This window comes from Brachybacterium sp. SW0106-09 (assembly GCF_001293905.1).
In the GTDB taxonomy this organism is placed as follows: domain Bacteria; phylum Actinomycetota; class Actinomycetes; order Actinomycetales; family Dermabacteraceae; genus Brachybacterium; species Brachybacterium conglomeratum.
In genome coordinates this window covers 65,879-83,276 of sequence record NZ_BCAK01000001.1, presented here as the reverse complement: position 1 = coordinate 83,276, position 17,398 = coordinate 65,879, and the positions used below count along the sequence as shown (strand labels likewise).

At 73.7% G+C, this 17,398-nt stretch carries 17 protein-coding genes and 2 tRNA genes; 7 read left to right on the top strand and 12 right to left on the bottom strand.

Annotated features, from left to right (window positions below; all coding sequences use genetic code 11):
• Positions 1-50: 50 nt before the first annotated feature.
• From Y09_RS00380 to Y09_RS00365, 4 genes are all read left to right on the top strand, one after another.
• The gene (locus Y09_RS00380; protein WP_053915697.1) at positions 51-998 is read left to right on the top strand and encodes an ACP S-malonyltransferase; all 948 of its coding nucleotides are present in this window, start codon (positions 51-53) and stop codon (positions 996-998) included.
• A gap of 1 nt (position 999) precedes the next feature.
• A complete protein-coding gene (locus Y09_RS00375; RefSeq protein ID WP_053915696.1) occupies positions 1,000-2,001 on the top strand; it encodes a beta-ketoacyl-ACP synthase III in 1,002 nt (333 codons plus the stop codon).
• A gap of 127 nt (positions 2,002-2,128) precedes the next feature.
• On the top strand, positions 2,129-2,377 hold the full coding sequence (locus tag Y09_RS00370; RefSeq protein WP_010551652.1) for an acyl carrier protein: 249 nt from the start codon (positions 2,129-2,131) through the stop codon (positions 2,375-2,377).
• Between the two features lie 73 nt (positions 2,378-2,450).
• Positions 2,451-3,692 (top strand): beta-ketoacyl synthase, encoded by a 1,242-nt coding sequence (locus tag Y09_RS00365; protein ID WP_053915695.1) that lies wholly within the window; start codon positions 2,451-2,453, stop codon positions 3,690-3,692.
• 101 nt (positions 3,693-3,793) lie between these two features.
• On the opposite strand, the gene Y09_RS00360 is transcribed toward Y09_RS00365, so the two are convergent.
• The 4 genes from Y09_RS00360 to Y09_RS00345 form a co-directional block, all read right to left on the bottom strand.
• Complete coding sequence (locus Y09_RS00360; RefSeq protein WP_053915694.1) at positions 3,794-4,285, bottom strand: DUF3145 domain-containing protein; 492 nt, start codon at positions 4,283-4,285, stop codon at positions 3,794-3,796.
• A gap of 89 nt (positions 4,286-4,374) precedes the next feature.
• Positions 4,375-4,866: a peptide deformylase gene (locus Y09_RS00355; protein WP_053915693.1), complete on the bottom strand. Its 492-nt coding sequence runs from the start codon at positions 4,864-4,866 to the stop codon at positions 4,375-4,377.
• Positions 4,863-5,333 carry an OsmC family protein gene (locus Y09_RS00350; RefSeq protein WP_053915692.1) on the bottom strand — a complete coding sequence of 157 codons (471 nt, stop codon included), beginning with the start codon at positions 5,331-5,333 and terminating at the stop codon, positions 4,863-4,865. The genes Y09_RS00355 and Y09_RS00350 overlap by 4 nt, the downstream gene beginning before the upstream one ends.
• A gap of 73 nt (positions 5,334-5,406) precedes the next feature.
• A tRNA-Asn gene (locus Y09_RS00345) sits at positions 5,407-5,478 on the bottom strand.
• A gap of 310 nt (positions 5,479-5,788) precedes the next feature.
• Between Y09_RS00345 and Y09_RS00340 the strand changes: the two genes are divergently transcribed.
• Positions 5,789-5,862, top strand: a tRNA-Ile gene (locus Y09_RS00340).
• Here Y09_RS00340 and Y09_RS00335 read toward each other — a convergent pair.
• The 5 genes from Y09_RS00335 to dusB form a co-directional block, all read right to left on the bottom strand.
• Positions 5,860-7,251: a TIGR01777 family oxidoreductase gene (locus Y09_RS00335; protein WP_053915870.1), complete on the bottom strand. Its 1,392-nt coding sequence runs from the start codon at positions 7,249-7,251 to the stop codon at positions 5,860-5,862. The two genes, Y09_RS00340 and Y09_RS00335, sit on opposite strands and share 3 nt — an antisense overlap.
• A 242-nt stretch (positions 7,252-7,493) precedes the next feature.
• Positions 7,494-8,165: a MarR family winged helix-turn-helix transcriptional regulator gene (locus tag Y09_RS00330; protein ID WP_082358554.1), complete on the bottom strand. Its 672-nt coding sequence runs from the start codon at positions 8,163-8,165 to the stop codon at positions 7,494-7,496.
• Positions 8,166-8,384: 219 nt separating this feature from the next.
• The gene (gene dnaG / locus Y09_RS00325) at positions 8,385-10,361 is read right to left on the bottom strand and encodes a DNA primase (RefSeq protein WP_053915691.1); all 1,977 of its coding nucleotides are present in this window, start codon (positions 10,359-10,361) and stop codon (positions 8,385-8,387) included.
• A gap of 4 nt (positions 10,362-10,365) precedes the next feature.
• Positions 10,366-11,697: a deoxyguanosinetriphosphate triphosphohydrolase gene (locus Y09_RS00320; protein WP_053915690.1), complete on the bottom strand. Its 1,332-nt coding sequence runs from the start codon at positions 11,695-11,697 to the stop codon at positions 10,366-10,368.
• A 3-nt stretch (positions 11,698-11,700) separates the two neighbouring features.
• The gene (dusB, locus tag Y09_RS00315) at positions 11,701-12,942 is read right to left on the bottom strand and encodes a tRNA dihydrouridine synthase DusB (protein WP_053915689.1); all 1,242 of its coding nucleotides are present in this window, start codon (positions 12,940-12,942) and stop codon (positions 11,701-11,703) included.
• 214 nt (positions 12,943-13,156) lie between these two features.
• Between dusB and Y09_RS00310 the strand changes: the two genes are divergently transcribed.
• Positions 13,157-14,275: an LLM class flavin-dependent oxidoreductase gene (locus Y09_RS00310; protein WP_053915688.1), complete on the top strand. Its 1,119-nt coding sequence runs from the start codon at positions 13,157-13,159 to the stop codon at positions 14,273-14,275.
• Positions 14,276-14,376: 101 nt separating this feature from the next.
• The gene (locus Y09_RS00305; protein WP_053915687.1) at positions 14,377-14,775 is read left to right on the top strand and encodes a helix-turn-helix domain-containing protein; all 399 of its coding nucleotides are present in this window, start codon (positions 14,377-14,379) and stop codon (positions 14,773-14,775) included.
• On the opposite strand, the gene Y09_RS00300 is transcribed toward Y09_RS00305, so the two are convergent.
• The 3 genes from Y09_RS00300 to Y09_RS00290 all read right to left on the bottom strand — a co-directional run bounded on the left by Y09_RS00300 (position 14,753) and on the right by Y09_RS00290 (position 17,211).
• The gene (locus tag Y09_RS00300) at positions 14,753-15,355 is read right to left on the bottom strand and encodes a ClpP family protease (protein ID WP_010551670.1); all 603 of its coding nucleotides are present in this window, start codon (positions 15,353-15,355) and stop codon (positions 14,753-14,755) included. The two genes, Y09_RS00305 and Y09_RS00300, sit on opposite strands and share 23 nt — an antisense overlap.
• Positions 15,352-16,017 carry a ClpP family protease gene (locus Y09_RS00295; protein ID WP_053915686.1) on the bottom strand — a complete coding sequence of 222 codons (666 nt, stop codon included), beginning with the start codon at positions 16,015-16,017 and terminating at the stop codon, positions 15,352-15,354. The genes Y09_RS00300 and Y09_RS00295 overlap by 4 nt, the downstream gene beginning before the upstream one ends.
• A gap of 153 nt (positions 16,018-16,170) precedes the next feature.
• Positions 16,171-17,211 (bottom strand): DUF4037 domain-containing protein, encoded by a 1,041-nt coding sequence (locus tag Y09_RS00290; RefSeq protein WP_053915868.1) that lies wholly within the window; start codon positions 17,209-17,211, stop codon positions 16,171-16,173.
• Positions 17,212-17,398 lie beyond the last annotated feature (187 nt).

Below are 17,398 nucleotides of genomic sequence, written 5' to 3'. Positions count from 1 at the left end.
GCCCGTCTCGTCCCACGAGCGGGCCGTCCCTCACTCCCCTGGAGGTACCTGTGCTCGCGATCGTCTGCCCCGGCCAAGGGGCGCAGAAGCCCGGCTTCCTGACCCCCTGGCGCGAGCTGCCGGGCGTCGAGGAGCTGCTGGGCTCGCTCTCCGAGCCGGCCGGCATCGACCTGCTGCGCCACGGCACCGAGTCCGACGCCGACACGATCCGCGACACCGCGGTCGCCCAGCCGCTGCTGGTCGCCGCGGGCATCGTCGCCGCGTCCCAGCTGCGCTCCGAGGAGGACGTCCCCGCGGCCGACGTGCTCGCCGGCCACAGCGTCGGCGAGCTGACCGCCGCGGCGCTCGGCGGGGTGCTCTCCGACGAGGACGCGATGCGCCTGGTCGCGGTGCGCTCGCGCGCCATGGCCACCGCCGCCGCGGCCGAGCCCACCTCGATGGCGGCCGTCGTCGGCGGCACCCGCGAAGACGTGCTCGCCGCGATCGACCGCCACGGACTCCACCCCGCGAACATCAACTCCGCCGCCCAGGTCGTCGCCGCCGGCAGCGCCGAGAAGATCGCCGCGCTCGGAGAGGACGGCCCGGCGAAGGCCCGCGTCATCCCGCTGCAGGTCGCCGGGGCCTTCCACACGCCGTACATGGCCGCCGCCCGCGAGGAGCTCGCCGCCTTCGCGCCGACGCTCTCCCCCGCCGACCCGACCCTCCCGCTGGTCTCCAACGCCGGCGGCGAAGTCGTCACCTCGGGCGCGCTGTACCTCGACGCGATCGTCACCCAGGTCGCCTCGCCCGTGGACTGGGAGGCCTGCATGGCGACCTTCCGCGACCGCGGCGTGACCGCGATGATCGAGATCGCCCCCGCGGGCACGCTCACCGGGCTCGCGAAGCGGGAGCTGAAGGGGATCGCGCTGGCGAACCTCAACACGCCCGACGACCTCGAGGCCGCCCGCGCCCTGGTGCGCGAGCACGCCGGTCTCGCGCCGTCCGACCAGGAGGCCTGACATGGCGATCACCCTCACCGCCCCGCGGACGGTCCCCGGCTCGCAGGTCCTCGCCTACGGCGCCGCCCGCGGCGACCTGGTCGTCCCCAACGACGACCTCGTCGGCCCGATCGACTCCTCCGACGAGTGGATCCGCCAGCGCACCGGCATCGTCACCCGCACTCGTGCGAGCGCCGAGGTCGGCGTCAAGGACCTCTCCCTCACCGCGGCGAAGGAGGCGATCGAGCGCTCCGGCATCGCGCTGGAGACCCTCGACGCGATCATCGTCTCGACGATCTCCTTCCCCTACCCGACCCCGTCGCTCGCGACGCTGCTGGCGGGCGAGCTGGGCCGGTCCGACGTCATCGCCTACGACATCTCCGCGGCCTGCGCCGGCTTCGCCTACGGCATCGGGCAGGCCGACTCCCTGATCCGCTCGGGCGCCGCCCGGAACGTGCTGGTGATCGGTGCGGAGAAGCTCTCCGACTTCGTCTCCCCCACCGACCGCTCGATCTCGTTCCTGCTCGGGGACGGGGCCGGCGCCGCGGTCGTCGGCCCGTCCGACACCCCGCGGATCGGCCCGACGGTCTGGGGCAGCGACGGCGACCACTGGGACACGATCCGCATGACCGGCTCGTCGATCGACTTCCGCGACGGGAAGGCCGAATGGCCCACCCTCGAGCAGGACGGCCGCACGGTGTTCCGCTGGGCCGTCTGGCACACCGCGAAGAAGATCCGCGAGATGCTCGAGCTCTCCGGCATCGGCATCGAGGACGTGGACGTGTTCGTCCCCCACCAGGCGAACATGCGCATCATCGACGAGCTCGCCAAGCAGCTGAAGCTGCCGGAGGACGTGGTGATCGGCCGCGACATCGCCGAGACGGGCAACACCTCCGCCGCGTCGATCCCGCTGGCCACCCACCGCCTGCTCGAGGAGGGCGCTGCGAAGAGCGGCGACGTGCTCGTGCAGTTCGGCTTCGGCGCCGGGCTCGCCTACGCCGGCCAGGTGCTGGTCCTCCCCTGAGCCCCGCCCGGACGACTGTCACCCGCATCACGACCGGGAAGTAACATCGTTCGGCCTGACCGGAACAGCACAGCGTCCCGGGTAGTCTGTCCCCGCCACACAATCCGAACATCCCTAAGGAGCACCCATGGCACACACCGAGAACGAGATCCTCGAGGGCCTCGCCGAGATCGTCAACGAGGAGACCGGTGTCGCCACCGAGGACGTGAAGCTCGAGAAGTCCTTCACCGACGACCTCGACATCGACTCCATCTCGATGATGACCATCGTCGTGAACGCGGAGGAGAAGTTCGACGTGCGCATCCCCGACGAAGAGGTCAAGAACCTCGCCACCGTCGGCGACGCCGTCAAGTACATCGCGGGCGCCCAGAACTGAGTCCCGCCTGACGCCCGGGACGGGTTCGTCCCGGGCGTCGCCGTTCCCCGTCTGCCCCGACCCGGAGGTCCGCATGTCCGCTTCCCGTTCCCGAGTCGCCGTCACCGGCCTCGGCACCGTCAACCCGCTGGGCGCGGATGTCGCCTCGACGTGGGAGGCGGCCCTGGCCGGGACCTCCGCGGCCCGCACCCTCGAGAACGACTGGAAGGAGTCCTACGGGCTCTCCGTCGACTTCGCCTGCCGTCTGGTGCCCGGGGCGCTGGACTCCCTGAGCCGTCCCGAGTCGAAGAAGCTCGACCCCTCCGGCCAGTACGCGATGGTCGCCACCCGCGAGGCATGGGCCGATGCGGGCGCTCCCGACGTCGACCCGACCCGCCTCGGCGTGGTCGTCGGCACGGGCATCGGCGGCATCTGGACGACGCTGGACCAGTGGGACGTCGTGCGCGAGCGCGGCGCCCGCCGCGTCAACCCCTTCACCGTGCCGATGCTGATGGCGAACTCCTCCGCCGCGAACATCTCCATGGAGCTCGGTGCCCGCGCCGGCGCCCACACCCCCGTCTCCGCCTGCGCCTCCGGCTCGGAGGCCGTGGCGCTGGGCATGGGCATGATCCGCGACGGCCGGGCCGACGTGGTCGTCGTCGGGGGCACCGAGGCGTCCATCCACCCGATGACCATCGCGGCCTTCGCGAACATCCGGGCCCTGTCCACGCGCGTGGCCGATCCCGAGCACGCCTCGCGCCCCTACGACGTGGACCGCGACGGCTTCGTGCTCGGCGAGGGCGCGGCGATCCTGGTGCTGGAGAGCGAGGAGCACGCGAAGGCCCGCGGCGCCCGCGTCTACGGCTACGCCGCCGGCCGCGGCATGGCCTCCGACGCCCACCACATCTCCGCCCCGAACCCCGAGGGGCAGGCCGCCGCGGTGCGCGAGGCGGTCGAGGACGCCGATCTCGCCGCTGCGGACATCAAGCACCTCAACGCCCACGGCACCTCGACGCCGCTGGGGGACATCGGCGAGCTGAAGGCCGTCTCGGACGCGCTGGGCGGCGAGACCGATCAGATCGTCGTCACCTCGACGAAGTCGATGACCGGCCACCTGCTCGGCGGCGCCGGCGCGCTCGAGACCGTGTTCTCGGTCCTCGCCGCGCACCATCGCACCGTCCCGCCGACGATCAACATCGAGAACCTCGACCCCGAGACCCCGATGGCGATCGCGAACGGCGCCCCGGCGCAGCTCCCCGAGGGGGATCTCGCCGTGCTCAACAACGCCTTCGGCTTCGGCGGCCACGACATCGCGCTGGTGGTCACCACGGCCTGACCGGCACCGCTGCCGCAGCGCTCGCGAAGGGCGCCCGCTCCCCTCGGGGAACGGGCGCCCTTCGCGCATCGGAGCATCGTGCGGCCGCGGCCGCCGCGCGCTCAGCTCACGCGGTGCAGCCAGCGCATCGGCACGCCCTCGCCGGCGTGGCGGTAGATCTCCAGCTCCTCGTCCCACGGCTCGCCGAGCGCGATGCCGAGCTCTCGCGGGAGAGCATGCGGGTCGGAGCCGGCGCGCTCCATGCAGCCGCGCACGTGGTCCTCGGTGAGCACGATGTTGCCGGCGTGGTCGGTCGCGGCGTGGTGGATGCCGAGCTCGGGAGTGCAGCTCCAACGGGCGCCGTCGACGGCGGCGGTCGCCTCCTGGGTGACCTCGAAGCGCACCTCGTGCATGCCGCGCAGCGCGCTGACCAGGCGTGCGCCGGTGTCCTCACGGCCGCGCCAGGTCATCTCGGCCCGCTGCAGGCCACGGCCGACGGGCTGGTCCTCCCAGCGGATGCGTGCGGGCATGCCGAGAACCCCGCTGGCCGCCCATTCGATGTGGGGCGTGAGGGCGCGCGGGGCCGAGTGGATGTACAGAACGCCCTGGGTCATCTCGTTCCTTCCGGTGTCCGATGCGTCTTCCCCAACGAATCGGAACCGTGGACGGAGCTGATGGCAGCGCGTGCTGGTCCGTGACGAGCTTAGAGGGTCTCCCTGATCTGGCGCAACGCGCGCTTCTTCACGGAGCGCTCGAGGCCGTCGATGTAGAGCTCCCCGTCGAGGTGGCCGACCTCGTGCTGGATGAGGCGGGCGAGGATCCCCTCGCCGGCCAGCTCGATCTCGTCGCCCTGAAGGTTCGTGCCCACGCAGCGGGCGTAGGCGGAGCGGGTGCGCGGGAAGAAGAGCCCGGGCACGGAGAGGCAGCCCTCGTCGTCGTGCTGCAGCTCCTGGGAGAGCTCGACGATGACGGGGTTGAGGATGTAGCCGAGCTCGCCGGTCTCCACGAGGTGCCAGGAGAAGGCGCGCTGGCCGATGCCGATCTGGTTCGCGGCCACGCCCGCGCGGGCGGGGTCGTCCACGGTGTCGAGCAGGTCCCGCACGAGGGTGCGGGTGCCGTCGGTGACCGTGCGGATCGGGTCGCAGGGGGTGCGCAGGACGGGGTCTCCGACGACCCTGATGGGACGGACGGTCACGCCTGCTCCTCCCCCGGCTCCGCGCCGAGCACCCGGTGGGTGACCTCGACGCCGGGGACGACGCTGCGCTCGACGGTGCAGCCCGCGGCGACGGCCCGGCGGAAGACATTCACGACCGTGGCGATCTCCTGCGCGGTGAGCCCCTCGAGCGGGAGCTGCACCTCCTCGGCGATCGACAGGTAGCGGTTCTCGGCCTCGTCGGAGGTGCCGTGGGCCCACAGGCGCGCCTCGAAGTCCTCGCCGAGGCGGCGGGCGAGGTTCACGTCGCTGCTCATCCCGGCGCAGCCGATCAGGGCGAGCTTGAGCAGCTCGCCGGGGCTCGCCTCGCCCTCGCCGTGGCCGATCGGGATCTCGACGCCGCGCTGGGTGCGGCCGACGAGGGTGCGGTGGCCGGTGCGGTCCGCCCACACGCTGCCGGGGCCGAAGTCCTCCGGGAGCGGGAAGCGGTCATCGGGCAGGGAGGGCATCGGGATGCTCCTTCAGGGGACCGGAGGAAGAAATGACTCAGCCCCGGACGAGGCCGGGGCTGAGTCGCAGGGGCTCCCGCAGTTGGATTCGAACCAACAACCCTTCGATTAACAGTCGAATGCTCTGCCGTTGAGCTATGCGGGATCGACCTGGACGACTGTAGCAGGATCGGGGCGGGGCTCGCATCCCGGAATCCCTTCACGACCGGCCACTATGACGAAGGTTACGCGCCCGCGCCGGGTCCCGTCGTGGATGCTGACGCGTCATCGCCCGGACCGCCGCTCCCGGATCGAAGAGGTCGTCATTCCTCCGGAGCATCTCGAGAAGGCGGGTGGCGCCGCGGCGACCGGACAGCCCGTCCGAGGCGGAGTGCCCGCGGAGCGTGGGGCGTTGCGTCGTGCCAGGTCATGCGGACGTGCGTGGTAGATTCGTCCGGGCCCTCTCGCAGGGCCACGGCCCAGTAGCTCAGCCGGTCAGAGCAGCGGACTCATAATCCGTCGGTCGCGGGTTCAAGCCCCGCCTGGGCTACCCCTCCCCCTCCGTCGGCATCCGGCGCAGCAGGTGGCGCAGCGCGTGCTCGAGCTCGGGGTGAGCAGGCTCGAAGCCGCTCCTGCGCAGCCGGTCGCCCGGGACGTCCTGGTCGGTGCGGATCAGCTCGTCGGCCCCGGCGCGGCCGAGCACGAGCGCCGGTCCGGCGGCGGGGACGGGCAGCAGGGCGGGGCGGTGCAGCACCCGCCCGAGGGTGCCGGCGAACTCCCCGGCGGTGACCGTCCCCGGCGCGACCGCGTTCAGCGGCCCCTCCGCCGTGCTCGAGAGGATCACGTGGGCGTAGGCCCGGACCATGTCGTCCAGCGAGATCCAGGAGACGACCGCGTCCCGAGCGGTGAGCCGCCCGCCCACGCCCGCGAGGAACAGCGGCAGCTGCGGCAGCAGCGATCCGCCGCCGTCGCTGAGCACCAGGCCCGTGCGGAGCAGCGCCACCCGCAGTCCGGCCTCGCGCGCCGGTGTCGTCGCGGCCTCCCAGTCGCGCACCACCTCCGCGAGGAAGCCCTCCCCCGGACCGGAGCCCTCGACCAGCTTCTCCCCCGGCCGGCGCGGCCCGTAGTACCCGATGGCGGAGGCCTGCACCAGGGCCCTCGGTCCGTCGGCCATGCCGGCGAGGGTGCGGGCGAGGAGCGCGGTCCCCGCGAGGCGGGAGGCGCGGATCTCCGCCCGTGCCGAGGCGGTCCACCGCGTCGCGATCGAGCGGCCGCCGAGGTTGACCACGACGTCCACGCCCTCGAGGTCGGCGGGGTCGAGCCGTCCTGCCTGCGGGTCCCAGGAGATCTCGCCCGGTGCCGTCGCGGCGCGCCGCACCAGCGGCCGGACCGTGTGACCGCCGGTGCGGAGCAGCGCCGTCAGCTGGCTGCCGATGAGCCCCGAGGACCCGGCGATCGCCACGGTGAGCGGGCGCCGGTCCGCTCGCGCCGCGTGGAAGGCGAGGTCCTCGCGCAGCTGGCGGGCGCGGAAGTGCATCACGCCGTGCACCAGCTGCTCGACGCGGGGCTCCCATCGCTCGAGGCGCCGCGGCAGCTCGACCTCGAGGCGGTCGTGCACCGCGGCGCCGGAGCGGCTCTCCTCGACCGCGTGCTCGTGCCGCCAGGTGCGCCAGGGGCCGCGCACCTGCTGGTCGGCGAAGTCGAAGGGCGGCTCCGCACCGGCGTGGCGCAGCAGCCAGCGGGGGCGCAGCGGCTGCGGGAGCAGCGCCGGGCCGAGGCGCACGCCGACGAGCCGGCCCTGCCCGGTGCCGCCCTCGGCGGCGTCCTCGGCCGTGGCGAGACCCGGCGGGGTGAGCCGGGTGAGTGCTCCGGGCCGTTCCAGCCAGGCGTTCACCTCGTCCCGGGGATGCTCGAGGTGGTAGCGGGTCTCGATCCTCACGGCGACTCCTCGATTCCGGAGCGGGCGGTGGGCCACCCGATCACATCGGCTCCCCTCACGCTACATCGCCGAGCTACGGGCGCGTGGAGCAATGCCGCGGCACGGTCCACGCTCGGCGGGACGCCATGCCGGGCAGCGCCCCCCGGGACGCCGCGGCCGCACCGTGCCCCGGGTGCAGGAGGAGGCACGGTGACACGGCACGCCCGACAGGGTAGTCCGAGGCCTCGCCGTCACCGGCGGGGTCATCGTCTGCGCGGGGCTGGGGCCGGAGATGACCGCTCGACCGAGGGGAGCGGCGCGTCGGAGCTGCTCTCGGCATCGAGCACCCCCGCGATGCGGCGGAGGAAGGCGGCGACCTCACCGCGTACCTCCTCGGGCACCTGCGCCGCCGCCTCCTGCATCCGCGCATGCAGACCGTCCAGGCGCTCCCGGACCTGCGTGTGTCCCTGGTCAGTCGCGACGACGACGCTCGAGCGGCGATCATCCGGGTTCGGGACCCGCTGCAGATGCCCCGAAGCGGTGAGACGGTCCAGCAGCTTCGAGCTGGAGGCGCCGGAGATTCTGAGCAGCCGCGCCAGGCCCAGAGGGGTCAGCGGCTCCTCGCGCCGCTCGTGCGCGATGACATGGCGCATCGCGTCCAGGTCGGTCAAGTTCATGTCCATCCCGGCGCTCGTCCGACGGCGCATGTCACCGTGTGCGGCCTGGTAGGTGCGCAGCGCCGCGAGCAGGTCGATCGCGGAGTCGTGCTCGGGGTACCAGTAGCCGTCGGGATGCACGCCCCTCGCCGCTTCCCCGAGCTTCTCCGTCCACTCGCCCGACGCGTCGGCGTCGGGCGCCGCATCCGCTGCGCCGGCCGCGACCGGATGCGCGAGCCCATCCCGTCGCGACTCCTGCGCGCCGCCACCTTGGTCCATCCCAGGATCGTAGCGTCCTGTCGGCGGCGGAGGTCCGCGCGGTCCGGACACCCTGCCGAGAGCCCTCCCGCCTCCCCGCGGCGCGCAGGGCCGGCACGCGCTGACGCTCCGCCGCCGATCTGCTGACCGCCGGCCCCGACGACGCGACGGACCGCGAGCACCGCGAGGCGGCGCGCGAGCGCGGACCCCGGGCCGGACGCGCCGCCTCGACCGGCGCCGTCAGTCGGAAGGTGCCCGCAGCAACCGACGCTTGATCTGCACCTCGGTCAGACGCGCCATGATCTGCTGGTAGCGCTCCGCGTCAGAGGGATCGGTGCGCTGGAGACGCTGCTTGAGCACGGAGTACTCGCGCGTGATCGACAGCTCGCTGAGACGGTCCAGGAGCGAGACGCCGAGCCGTCCCAGCGCCTCCTCGCTGCGGGCCGGCAGGTCGAGGTTCGCGATCTCCACGATGAGCGGCCGCACCGTCTCGCCGGCGATCTCGAGGACCTGCTCCAGATAGCGCGCGGCGGGCAGCTGCCCGCCCACGGCGTCCAGGAGGGTGCCCGCGGCGAGCATCACGTCCCACACCCCCTGCAGGGCAGGGACGTGGAAGGAGTCGTCCGGCAGGGCGGCCACCCGCTCCGTGTCCAGCAGATGCGGGGCCTGCAGCATCACGGCCAGCGACTGGGTCTCGACCTGGCCCACCGGGTCGCGGGGGCTGACCACGTCGGCCAGGCGCGGCATCGGCAGGGCGCCGCCGTCGTCCTCGATCGCCGGGGCGCCGGGCCGCTCCCCCGCCCGCTCGAGCGGCGCCTCGTGGGCGCGGTGCCCGCCGCCGCCCTCGGTGCGGGCGGCGTCGTGCACGGCGCGCAGCACGGTCCGCTCCTCCATCCCGAGCCAGCCGGCGAGCCGGCGCGCGTACTCGGGCCGCATCGCACGGTCCCGGATCCTCGCCACGACCGGCGCGGCCATCCGCAGCGCGGTGACCTGGCCCTCGACGGTGTCGAGGTCGACCTGGGAGATGGCGGTGCGGATCGCGAACTCGAACAGCGGCCGACGGGTCTCGATCAGCTCCCGCACCGCCTCGTCGCCGCGCTGGATCCTGAGCTCGCAGGGGTCCAGGCCGTTCGGCTCGACCGCGACGTAGGTCTGGGCGACGAAGCGCTGGTCCTCCTCGAAGGCGCGCAGCGCCGCCTTCTGCCCGGCGGCGTCACCGTCGAAGGTGAAGACGACCTCCCCGGCCAGGCCCTTCCCGTCGGTGTTCAGCCGCAGCCCGGCCGACGGGTTCGAGTCACCCATCACGCGGCGGACGATCTTCACGTGCTCGGCGCCGAAGGCCGTGCCGCAGGAGGCGACGGCGGTGGTGACCCCGGCCAGGTGTGCGGCCATCACGTCGGTGTAGCCCTCGACGACCACCACGCGGTGCTGGGAGGCGATCTCCTTCCGGGCGAGGTCGAGGCCGTAGAGCACGGAGGACTTGTGGTAGATCGCGGTCTCGGGGGTGTTGAGGTACTTGGGGCCCTGGTCGGACTCGAGCAGGCGCCGCGCCCCGAAGCCGATGGTCTTGCCGGTGATGTCGCGGATCGGCCACACGAGGCGCCCGCGGAAGCGGTCGTAGACGCCGCGCTGGCCCTGGGAGACGAGCCCGCTGGCGGTGAGCTCCTCCTCGGTGAAGCCCCGTCCGCGCAGCACCGAGGTCAGCGAGTCCCAGCCCTCGGGCGCGAAGCCGACGCCGAAGTGCTCGGCGGCGGCCTGGTCGAAGCCGCGCTCGGTGAGGAAGCGCCGCCCGATCTCGCCGATCGGGGCGGAGAGCTGCTCGCGGTAGAACTCCTCCGCGATCGAGTGGGCGTCCAGGAGGCGGCGCCGGGTCCCGAAGTCGGGCCGGTCCCCGCCCTTGCCGTCGCCCTCCTCGTAGTGCAGCTGGACGCCGTAGCGCCCGGCGAGCATCTCGACCGCCTCGACGAAGCTGAGGTGGTTGATCTTCTGGACGAAGGAGATCACGTCCCCGCCCTCGCCGCAGCCGAAGCAGTGCCAGTGGCCGAGCTGGGGGCGGATGTTGAACGAGGGCGTCTTCTCGTCGTGGAAGGGGCACAGCCCCTTCATCGAGCCGATCCCGGCGGTGCGCAGCGTGACGTGCTCGGAGACGACCTCGTCCAGGCGGGAGCGCTCGCGCACGAGGTCCACGTCGGCGCGGCGGATCAGTCCCTGTGCCACCCGCTCAGAGCTCCGATCCGAGGCCGGGCAGGGGCATGTCCGCGGCGGTGACGTGCGTGAGGGTGCGGTCGTAGAGCACCTCGTGCAGGCGCCTCGCGGTGACGTCGGTGTAGGAGGCGATCTGGTCGACGATCACGCGTCGCCGGGCGTCGTCGTCCTCGGCCTGCTGCCACAGCTCCGCGAACAGGGGGCTGAGGTGCTGGGTGCCGGTGTGCCACAGCCGGGAGTAGAGGTCGCGGATGATCTCCTCCTGCGCCTCGTAGACGGGCTGCTGGGAGGCGGAGGACATCACGTACGCGGCGGCCAGGCCCTTCAGCACCGCGATCTCGACGTGGGTCCCCTCCGGCACGATCACGTCGCCGCCGTAGCGGGACAGGGGCGCGGGCCCGTGCTCGGCGCGGGTGGCGGTGATCGCGGAGCGGGTGAAGCGGCCGATGAGCTGGCTGGCCATGTCCTTCAGCGCCGCGGCCGAGCGCATCGACCCGTCGAAGGCGGGCATCCAGGAGGGCTCGGCCTCGAGGCGGGTCAGCGCCGCGTCCAGCGCGTCGAGGCTCTCGTGGGGCATGTACCAGTCCTGGACGACGTACAGCGCGGCGGAGCGCTCCATCGGGTCGCGCAGGCGGCCGAGGTCGAGGGTGCGTCCGGTGATCGCATCCTCGATGTCGTGGACGGAATAGGCGATGTCGTCGGCGAGGTCCATGACCTGCGCCTCGAAGCACTTCCGTCCCTCCACGGCGCCCTCGCGCGCCCAGGAGTAGACGTCGTGGTCGTCGGCGTAGGTGCCGAACTTCGGGGAGTCCGGGTCCGGGCCCTCGCCGCGCGACCAGGGGTATTTGATCGCGGCGTCGACGCAGGCGCGGGTGAGGTTCAGCCCGTGGGGGCGCTCGGGTCCGATCACCTTGGGCTCGAGGCGGGTGAGCAGGCGCAGGGTCTGGGCGTTGCCCTCGAAGCCGCCGAAGTCCTTCGCGAGGTCGTCGAGGACCTTCTCGCCGTTGTGGCCGAAGGGCGGGTGGCCGAGGTCGTGGGAGAGGCAGGCGGCGTCGACCACGTCGGGGTCGCAGCCGAGCTCGGCGCCGATGTCGCGTCCCACCTGCGCGACCTCGAGGGAGTGGGTGAGGCGGGTGCGGACGAAGTCGTTCGCGCCCGCGCCGAGCACCTGGGTCTTCGCACCGAGACGGCGCAGCGCGGAGGAGTGCAGCACCCGGGCCCGATCCCGCTGGAAGGGCGTGCGGGCCTGGGACTTCGGCGGCTCGGGCACCCAGCGCTCGAGGTCGTGGGCGGAGTAGCCGACGGGCGGGACGGCCGCGGCGGGGCCGGGAGGGGCGGTGGTCGTCATGGCTCAGCCGCCCGAGATGTCGAGCTCGGCCTCGTGGAGGCGGGCCCGGTGCTCGTCGGACAGCTCGCGGGTGTCCATCCAGCCGGCGGGGACGGTGGCGTTGCGGGGGTGGCCGGTGCGGCCGCGCGGCCCCTCGACGTCGGCGCCCGGGTAGGGGGCAGTGAGGTCGAGCTCGGAGAGCTTCTCGTCGAGGTCCACGAGGGACTCCATGGTCGCGAGCCGGCGCCGCATGTCGCCGCCGACGGGATAGCCCTTGAAGTACCAGGCCACGTGCTTGCGCAGGTCCTTCACGCCCCGGTCCTCGCTCTCGTAGAACTCGGTGAGCAGCTCGGCGTGTCGGCGCAGGATCCGCGCGACGTCGCGGAGGCCGGGCCGGACCCGTTCGGCGCTGCCGGAGAACCCGGCGGCGAGGTCGGCGAACAGCCAGGGCCGTCCCTGGCAGCCGCGGCCGACGACGACGCCGTCGGCGCCCGTCTCGTCCATCATCCGCAGCGCGTCCTCCGCGGACCACACGTCGCCGTTGCCGAGCACGGGGATGTCGGGGACCGTCTGCTTGAGGTCCGCGATGGAGCTCCAGTCCGCGGTGCCGGAGTACTGCTCCTTCACTGTGCGGCCGTGGAGGGTGATCGCGGCGGCGCCGACCTCCTGGGCGATCAGGCCCGCGTCGCGGTAGGTGAGGTGGCCGTCGTCCACGCCCTTGCGGGTCTTGAGCGTCACCGGCACGTCCCCGGCGGCCTCGACGGCGGCGCGCAGGATGCGGGTGAACAGCTCGTCCTTCCAGGGCAGCACGCCGCCGCCGCCGCGACGCGTCACCTTGGGGACCGGGCAGCCGAAGTTCAGGTCGATGTGGTCGGCGCCGTCGCGCTCGAGGATCATCTCCACCGAGCGGGCGACGACCGCGGGGTCCACGCCGTACAGCTGGACGGAGCGGGGCCGCTCCCGATCGGCCATGCGCAGCAGGCGCCAGGACTCGCGGTGGTCCTCGATCAGCGCGCGCGTGGTGACCATCTCGGTGGGGAACAGAGCGCCGTCGTCCTCGCTGTGCAGGGCGCCGAACTCGCGGCACAGCACGCGGAAGGCCATGTTGGTGACCCCGGCCATGGGCGCGAGCATCACCGGGGTGTCCACGGTGAGCCTCCCGATCGTGAGAGGTCGCCGAATGCGCTCCCGTCCTGGGGCCGACGGGGCGTCGGCGGGGGCGGGAGCGGCGGTCACGGCGGTCACGGTGTCGGTCAGAAGGGTCATCGTCCCTGGATTGTCCCATCCTGGGCGGACGTTCGGGAGGATCCGTGAGGTGATGTGCATCGGGTCCGCCCGGGGAGGAACCGTCGGAGGCAGGGGCGCGGAGGGCCCTCGGTCCCCCGCCGGGCCCTCCCCACGGGGGAGAATCAGGCGACGGCACGACTCCCCGGCGCCGGGCGACCGTGCCGCCGAGGAACCCGCTCGAAGGAGGCGTGCGATGAGCACATCCGCAGCAGACCGATCCCCGGCCCGCACCGCATCGACGACCGGCACCGCACCCGCGCACGACGGCGCACCCGCGACCGGTGCCGCGACGGGCCGCCCCGCGCCCCGCATCGGCTTCGTCGCCCAGGTGGACCACTCCGCCCTGGACGAGGGCCGCTCGCTGTTCCGCAGCGCGGAGGAGCTCGGCTACGACGCGGGCTACGTGCGGGTGCGGCACCTGCAGGACGCGCTGCCCTCGCCGCTGCTGTTCCTCTCCGCCCTCGCCCAGCACACCGAGCGCATCGAGCTGGGCACCGCGGTGATCCCCCTGCGCTTCGAGAACGCGGGCCGGCTCGCGGAGGACCTCGCCACCGCCCATCTGCTCACCGGCGGGAGGCTCCGCGCCGGCCTCGCACCGGGCTACTCCGCGCACGATGCGATCTACGCCCGCGCCTTCGGGGCCCTGCAGGGAGACCATCGCGACCACGTGGACCGGATCCTGCACGACCTGCTCTCCTTCCTGGACGGGGAGATCGTCGCGGGGGCCGACGCGCACATCGAGGAGGTCGACCCCGGCACGCCGCTGCGCCTGCAGCCCCGCGCGCCCGGGCTGCGGGAGCGCCTGGCCTACGGGGCGGCGAGCCCGGAGCGGGCGGCGACGGCGGGCCGGCTCGGCCTCGGCCTGCAGCTGGCGACGATGGCCCCGGACGACGGCTCGGGCCGCTCCTTCGCGCAGCTCCAGCTCGAGGCGCTGCGCGCCTATCGCGAGGCGTCGCTCGGGGCCGGGCACGGGCAGGGCCGGGTCATGGTCAGCCGGCAGATGCTCCCGGTGCTCGACGAGGCGGAGCTCGAGCGCTTCACCACCCTGATCCCGCGCGAGCGCTCCGCGGAGGCGGGGGTGCTCGCCGAGCACCGCCGCACCGAGCTCGGCGGACGCGAGGCGGTCTACGGTCCGGTCGTGCTCGACGAGCCGGTCGCCGTCGCGCAGGCGCTGCTGGCGGACCCGGTGGTGCTGGAGGCCGACGAGATCGCGCTGGTGCTGCCGCCAGGCGCACCGCTCGAGGACAGCACCCGCACCCTGGGCACCTTCGCCCAGCACGTGCTGCCGCATCTGCTGGCCGCCCTGCCCTGAAACGGCCCCGGCACGCCCCGCGTGCACCGAGGACCGACCGCGCGCTTCCGCCCACAGCGGAGAACTCCCCCGCCGGCGCGGGGCGACCGTAGTCTCACCGCATGGAGACGCACCTCGAGCCGCTCTGGCGGGAGCTGATGGGGGCGGAGCTGCGGGCCGAGAGGCACCGTCAGCACCGCACCCTCGCCGAGGTCGCGAGCGCGGCCGGGGTGTCGATGCAACACCTCTCCGATGTCGAGCGCGGCCGCAAGGACCCCTCCTCGGAGCTGCTCGCCGCGATCCTCGGCGCGCTCGACGTCGACCTCCCGCTGCTCCTGCTGCGCACCGCCGACAGTGCGCTCGCCGCCGCCCCGTCGACCGGGCGCATCGCGCCGGTCCTCGAGCTGCACTCCTCCCCCGGAGGACGAAGCTCCTCCGCCGAGAGAGATCGCCGCTCCTTCGCCGGCCCGGGCTCCGAGCCCCGCGACGGCTCGGGGGTCACTCTGCTCGCGGCCGCCTGAGCAGCACCTCGTCGGCGAGGCCGTAGGCGACGGTCGCCTCCGCATCCAGCACCTGCTCCCGCTCGAGGTCCCGCCGCACCCGCTGCAGGTCCTGTCCGGAGTGCTCGGCGAGCAGGGCCTCGAGGCTTCCGCGCAGTCGCTGGACCTCCTCGGTCGCGAGGATCAGGTCCGGCACCGCGCCGCGTCCCTGCGCCTCGAGCGGGTGGAGGACGACGCGGGTGTGGGGCAGCACCCAGCGCAGCCCGGGCGTGCCCGCCGCGAGCAGCACCACCGGCGCCGCGACCACCTGGCCGATGCAGGTGACCGCCACCCGGCTGCGCACGAAGGCGAGCGTGTCGTAGATGGCGAGCACCGCCTGCACGTCCCCGCCGGAGGAGTTGAGGTAGAGGTGGATCGGTGCGTCGGCAGACTCGTTCTCCAGGTGCAGGATCTGGGCGATGACGGTGTTCGCGACGCCGTCGTCGATCGGGGTGCCGACGTAGACGATCCGATCGCTGAGCAGGCGGGAGAACACGTCGGCGCTGCGCTCGGCGCCGGTGTGGGTGCGCTCGATGACGGAGGGGATGGTGTAGCTGCTCATCGTGCGCCCCCGATCCCCGCGGCGCGGCCGCGGGCTCCGGACGGACCGAGCGGGAGGATCTCGGCGAGGTCCGCGGCGACGTGGTCGGCGAAGCCGTAGTCCACGGCGCCCTCGGCGTCCCAGATGCGGTCGCGCTCGGAGTCACGGGCGATCCGCTCCTCGCTCTGCCCGGTCCGCTCCGCGGTGAGGCGGATCAGCAGGTCGCGGTTGCGGCGCAGGTCCTCGGCCTGCAGCTCGATGTCGGCGGCGCTGCCGCCGAACCCGGCCGAGCCCTGGTGCATGAGCACCTGGCCGTGCGGGAGCACGTACCTCTTGCCGGGTGTGCCCTGGGTGAGGAGGTACTGCCCGGCGCTGTAGGCCATGCCGAGCGCGACCGTGCGCACGTCGCAGGGGACCAGGTCCATCAGATCGCCGATCGCGAGCATCGCCGGGACCAGCCCGCCGGGCGAGTTGATCAGCAGGGTGATGTCGGCGGCGGGGTCCTCGGCCGCGAGCAGGAGCAGCTGGGCGGCCAGCGACGATCCGTTGTCCTGCTCGAGCTCTCGGTCCAGCAGCAGCACGCGCTGATGCAGCAGCCGGGTCGCGGTGAGGGCGGCGAGGGGCTGCGGGGCGGTGGGGTCGGAGGTGTCGAGTCGGGGCGGTGGGGCGGTGTGCGCGGTCATGGCCCCAGCCTGCGCCGCCGCGGTCCCGTCCGGGTCGTTCTCCGCCGCGTGCTGATCAGCCCGCGACTGATCAGCGCAGGACTGTTCAGCGCAGGACGGAGAAGCCGGGGTGCCCCGCGGAGGAGGGTGCGGGCGGAGCGGGGCAGCGGGTGCTCACCCGCCGACCAGCCGCCTGCGCAGCACGGGGTCGACGAGCACGCTCACGTGGTCGCTGATCTGCTCGGCGGTGCCGATGCCGGGGCGCAGCGCGCGCACCGCAGGGTCGGTGATCTCCTCGACCAGCAGCTCCGGGAGCCCGCGCAGCCCCACATGGGGGCGGTCGAAGAAGGGCTCGGTCGCGGGGTCCAGGGTGGGCAGGCCGACCTGTCCCTGCAGCGCGGCGATCTGCTCGACCAGCGCGGCGAGGGCGCCCTGCCGGGTGCGCCAGTCCTGTGCCCGCAGCACCGCGAGCACGGAGCGGCGCAGGGCATCGCCGTCCGGCAGCGCGGCCGCCGAGCGGGCGAGCCACTTCCCAGAGGGCACCCAGCGCCGGTGCAGCAGGTGGGCGAGATGGAGCAGGGTGCGCACGTGTCGCGCGGCGATCACGGCGGAGCCGTCCTCGTCGCCGCGCAGCCCGGCCCGGCCCACGTCGGCGAGCTCCTGGCCGATGCGGGTCCAGTCCGCGCCGATCGCGTACCTGCGCACGTCCTCCGGGTACGTGCGCAGCCGCTCCCGGATCGCGGTGATCGCCCCGGTGCCGTCGTGGAACACGGGACCGGCGGTCACCTCGAGCGCCGCCTGCCCGGTCAGCTGCAGCCAGTCCACCAGGTCGAGCGGCGCGGCGCCGTCGAGGCGCTGCGGGGCGATCCCCACCCGTGAGGCGGCGAAGTCCGCGGCCGAGGCGACCTCGACGCGCTGGCGTACCACCGGCTCCCAGGTCGTCGCGAAGCGCACGGGATGGCCGCGCCACTGCGTCGGCAGCTCCCGCTCGAGGAGCGCGTCGACCTCCCCCGCGGCACCGCCCTCGACGAGAAGAGTGAGCCGCAGCCCCCAGTCGTGGTCCCTCGACTGCACGTCGTCGAACCCGAGCACGTCCGATCCCGAGCCCAGCCGCGCCGCGGCGTACGGGAGACCGGACAGCCGGCGCTCCAGCAGCGGCGCCACCACCTCCCGGTGGTAGGCGGCGGACAGCTCGAGGCCGGAGGTGCTGCTCATGCGGAGCACTCTGCCATCCCCGCGGCGCGACGTGTCACGGACGGGCGCGAGGCGGCACGAGATGGCGATACAGCCATCTCATGTCGCCACGCGCCCGTCGGCGACGCTCCGCGGCCTCGGACCCGCGCGGCCCCGGACACCCGCGGTCATGGACACCCGCGGTCCCGGACACCCGCCGGCTCGCCGG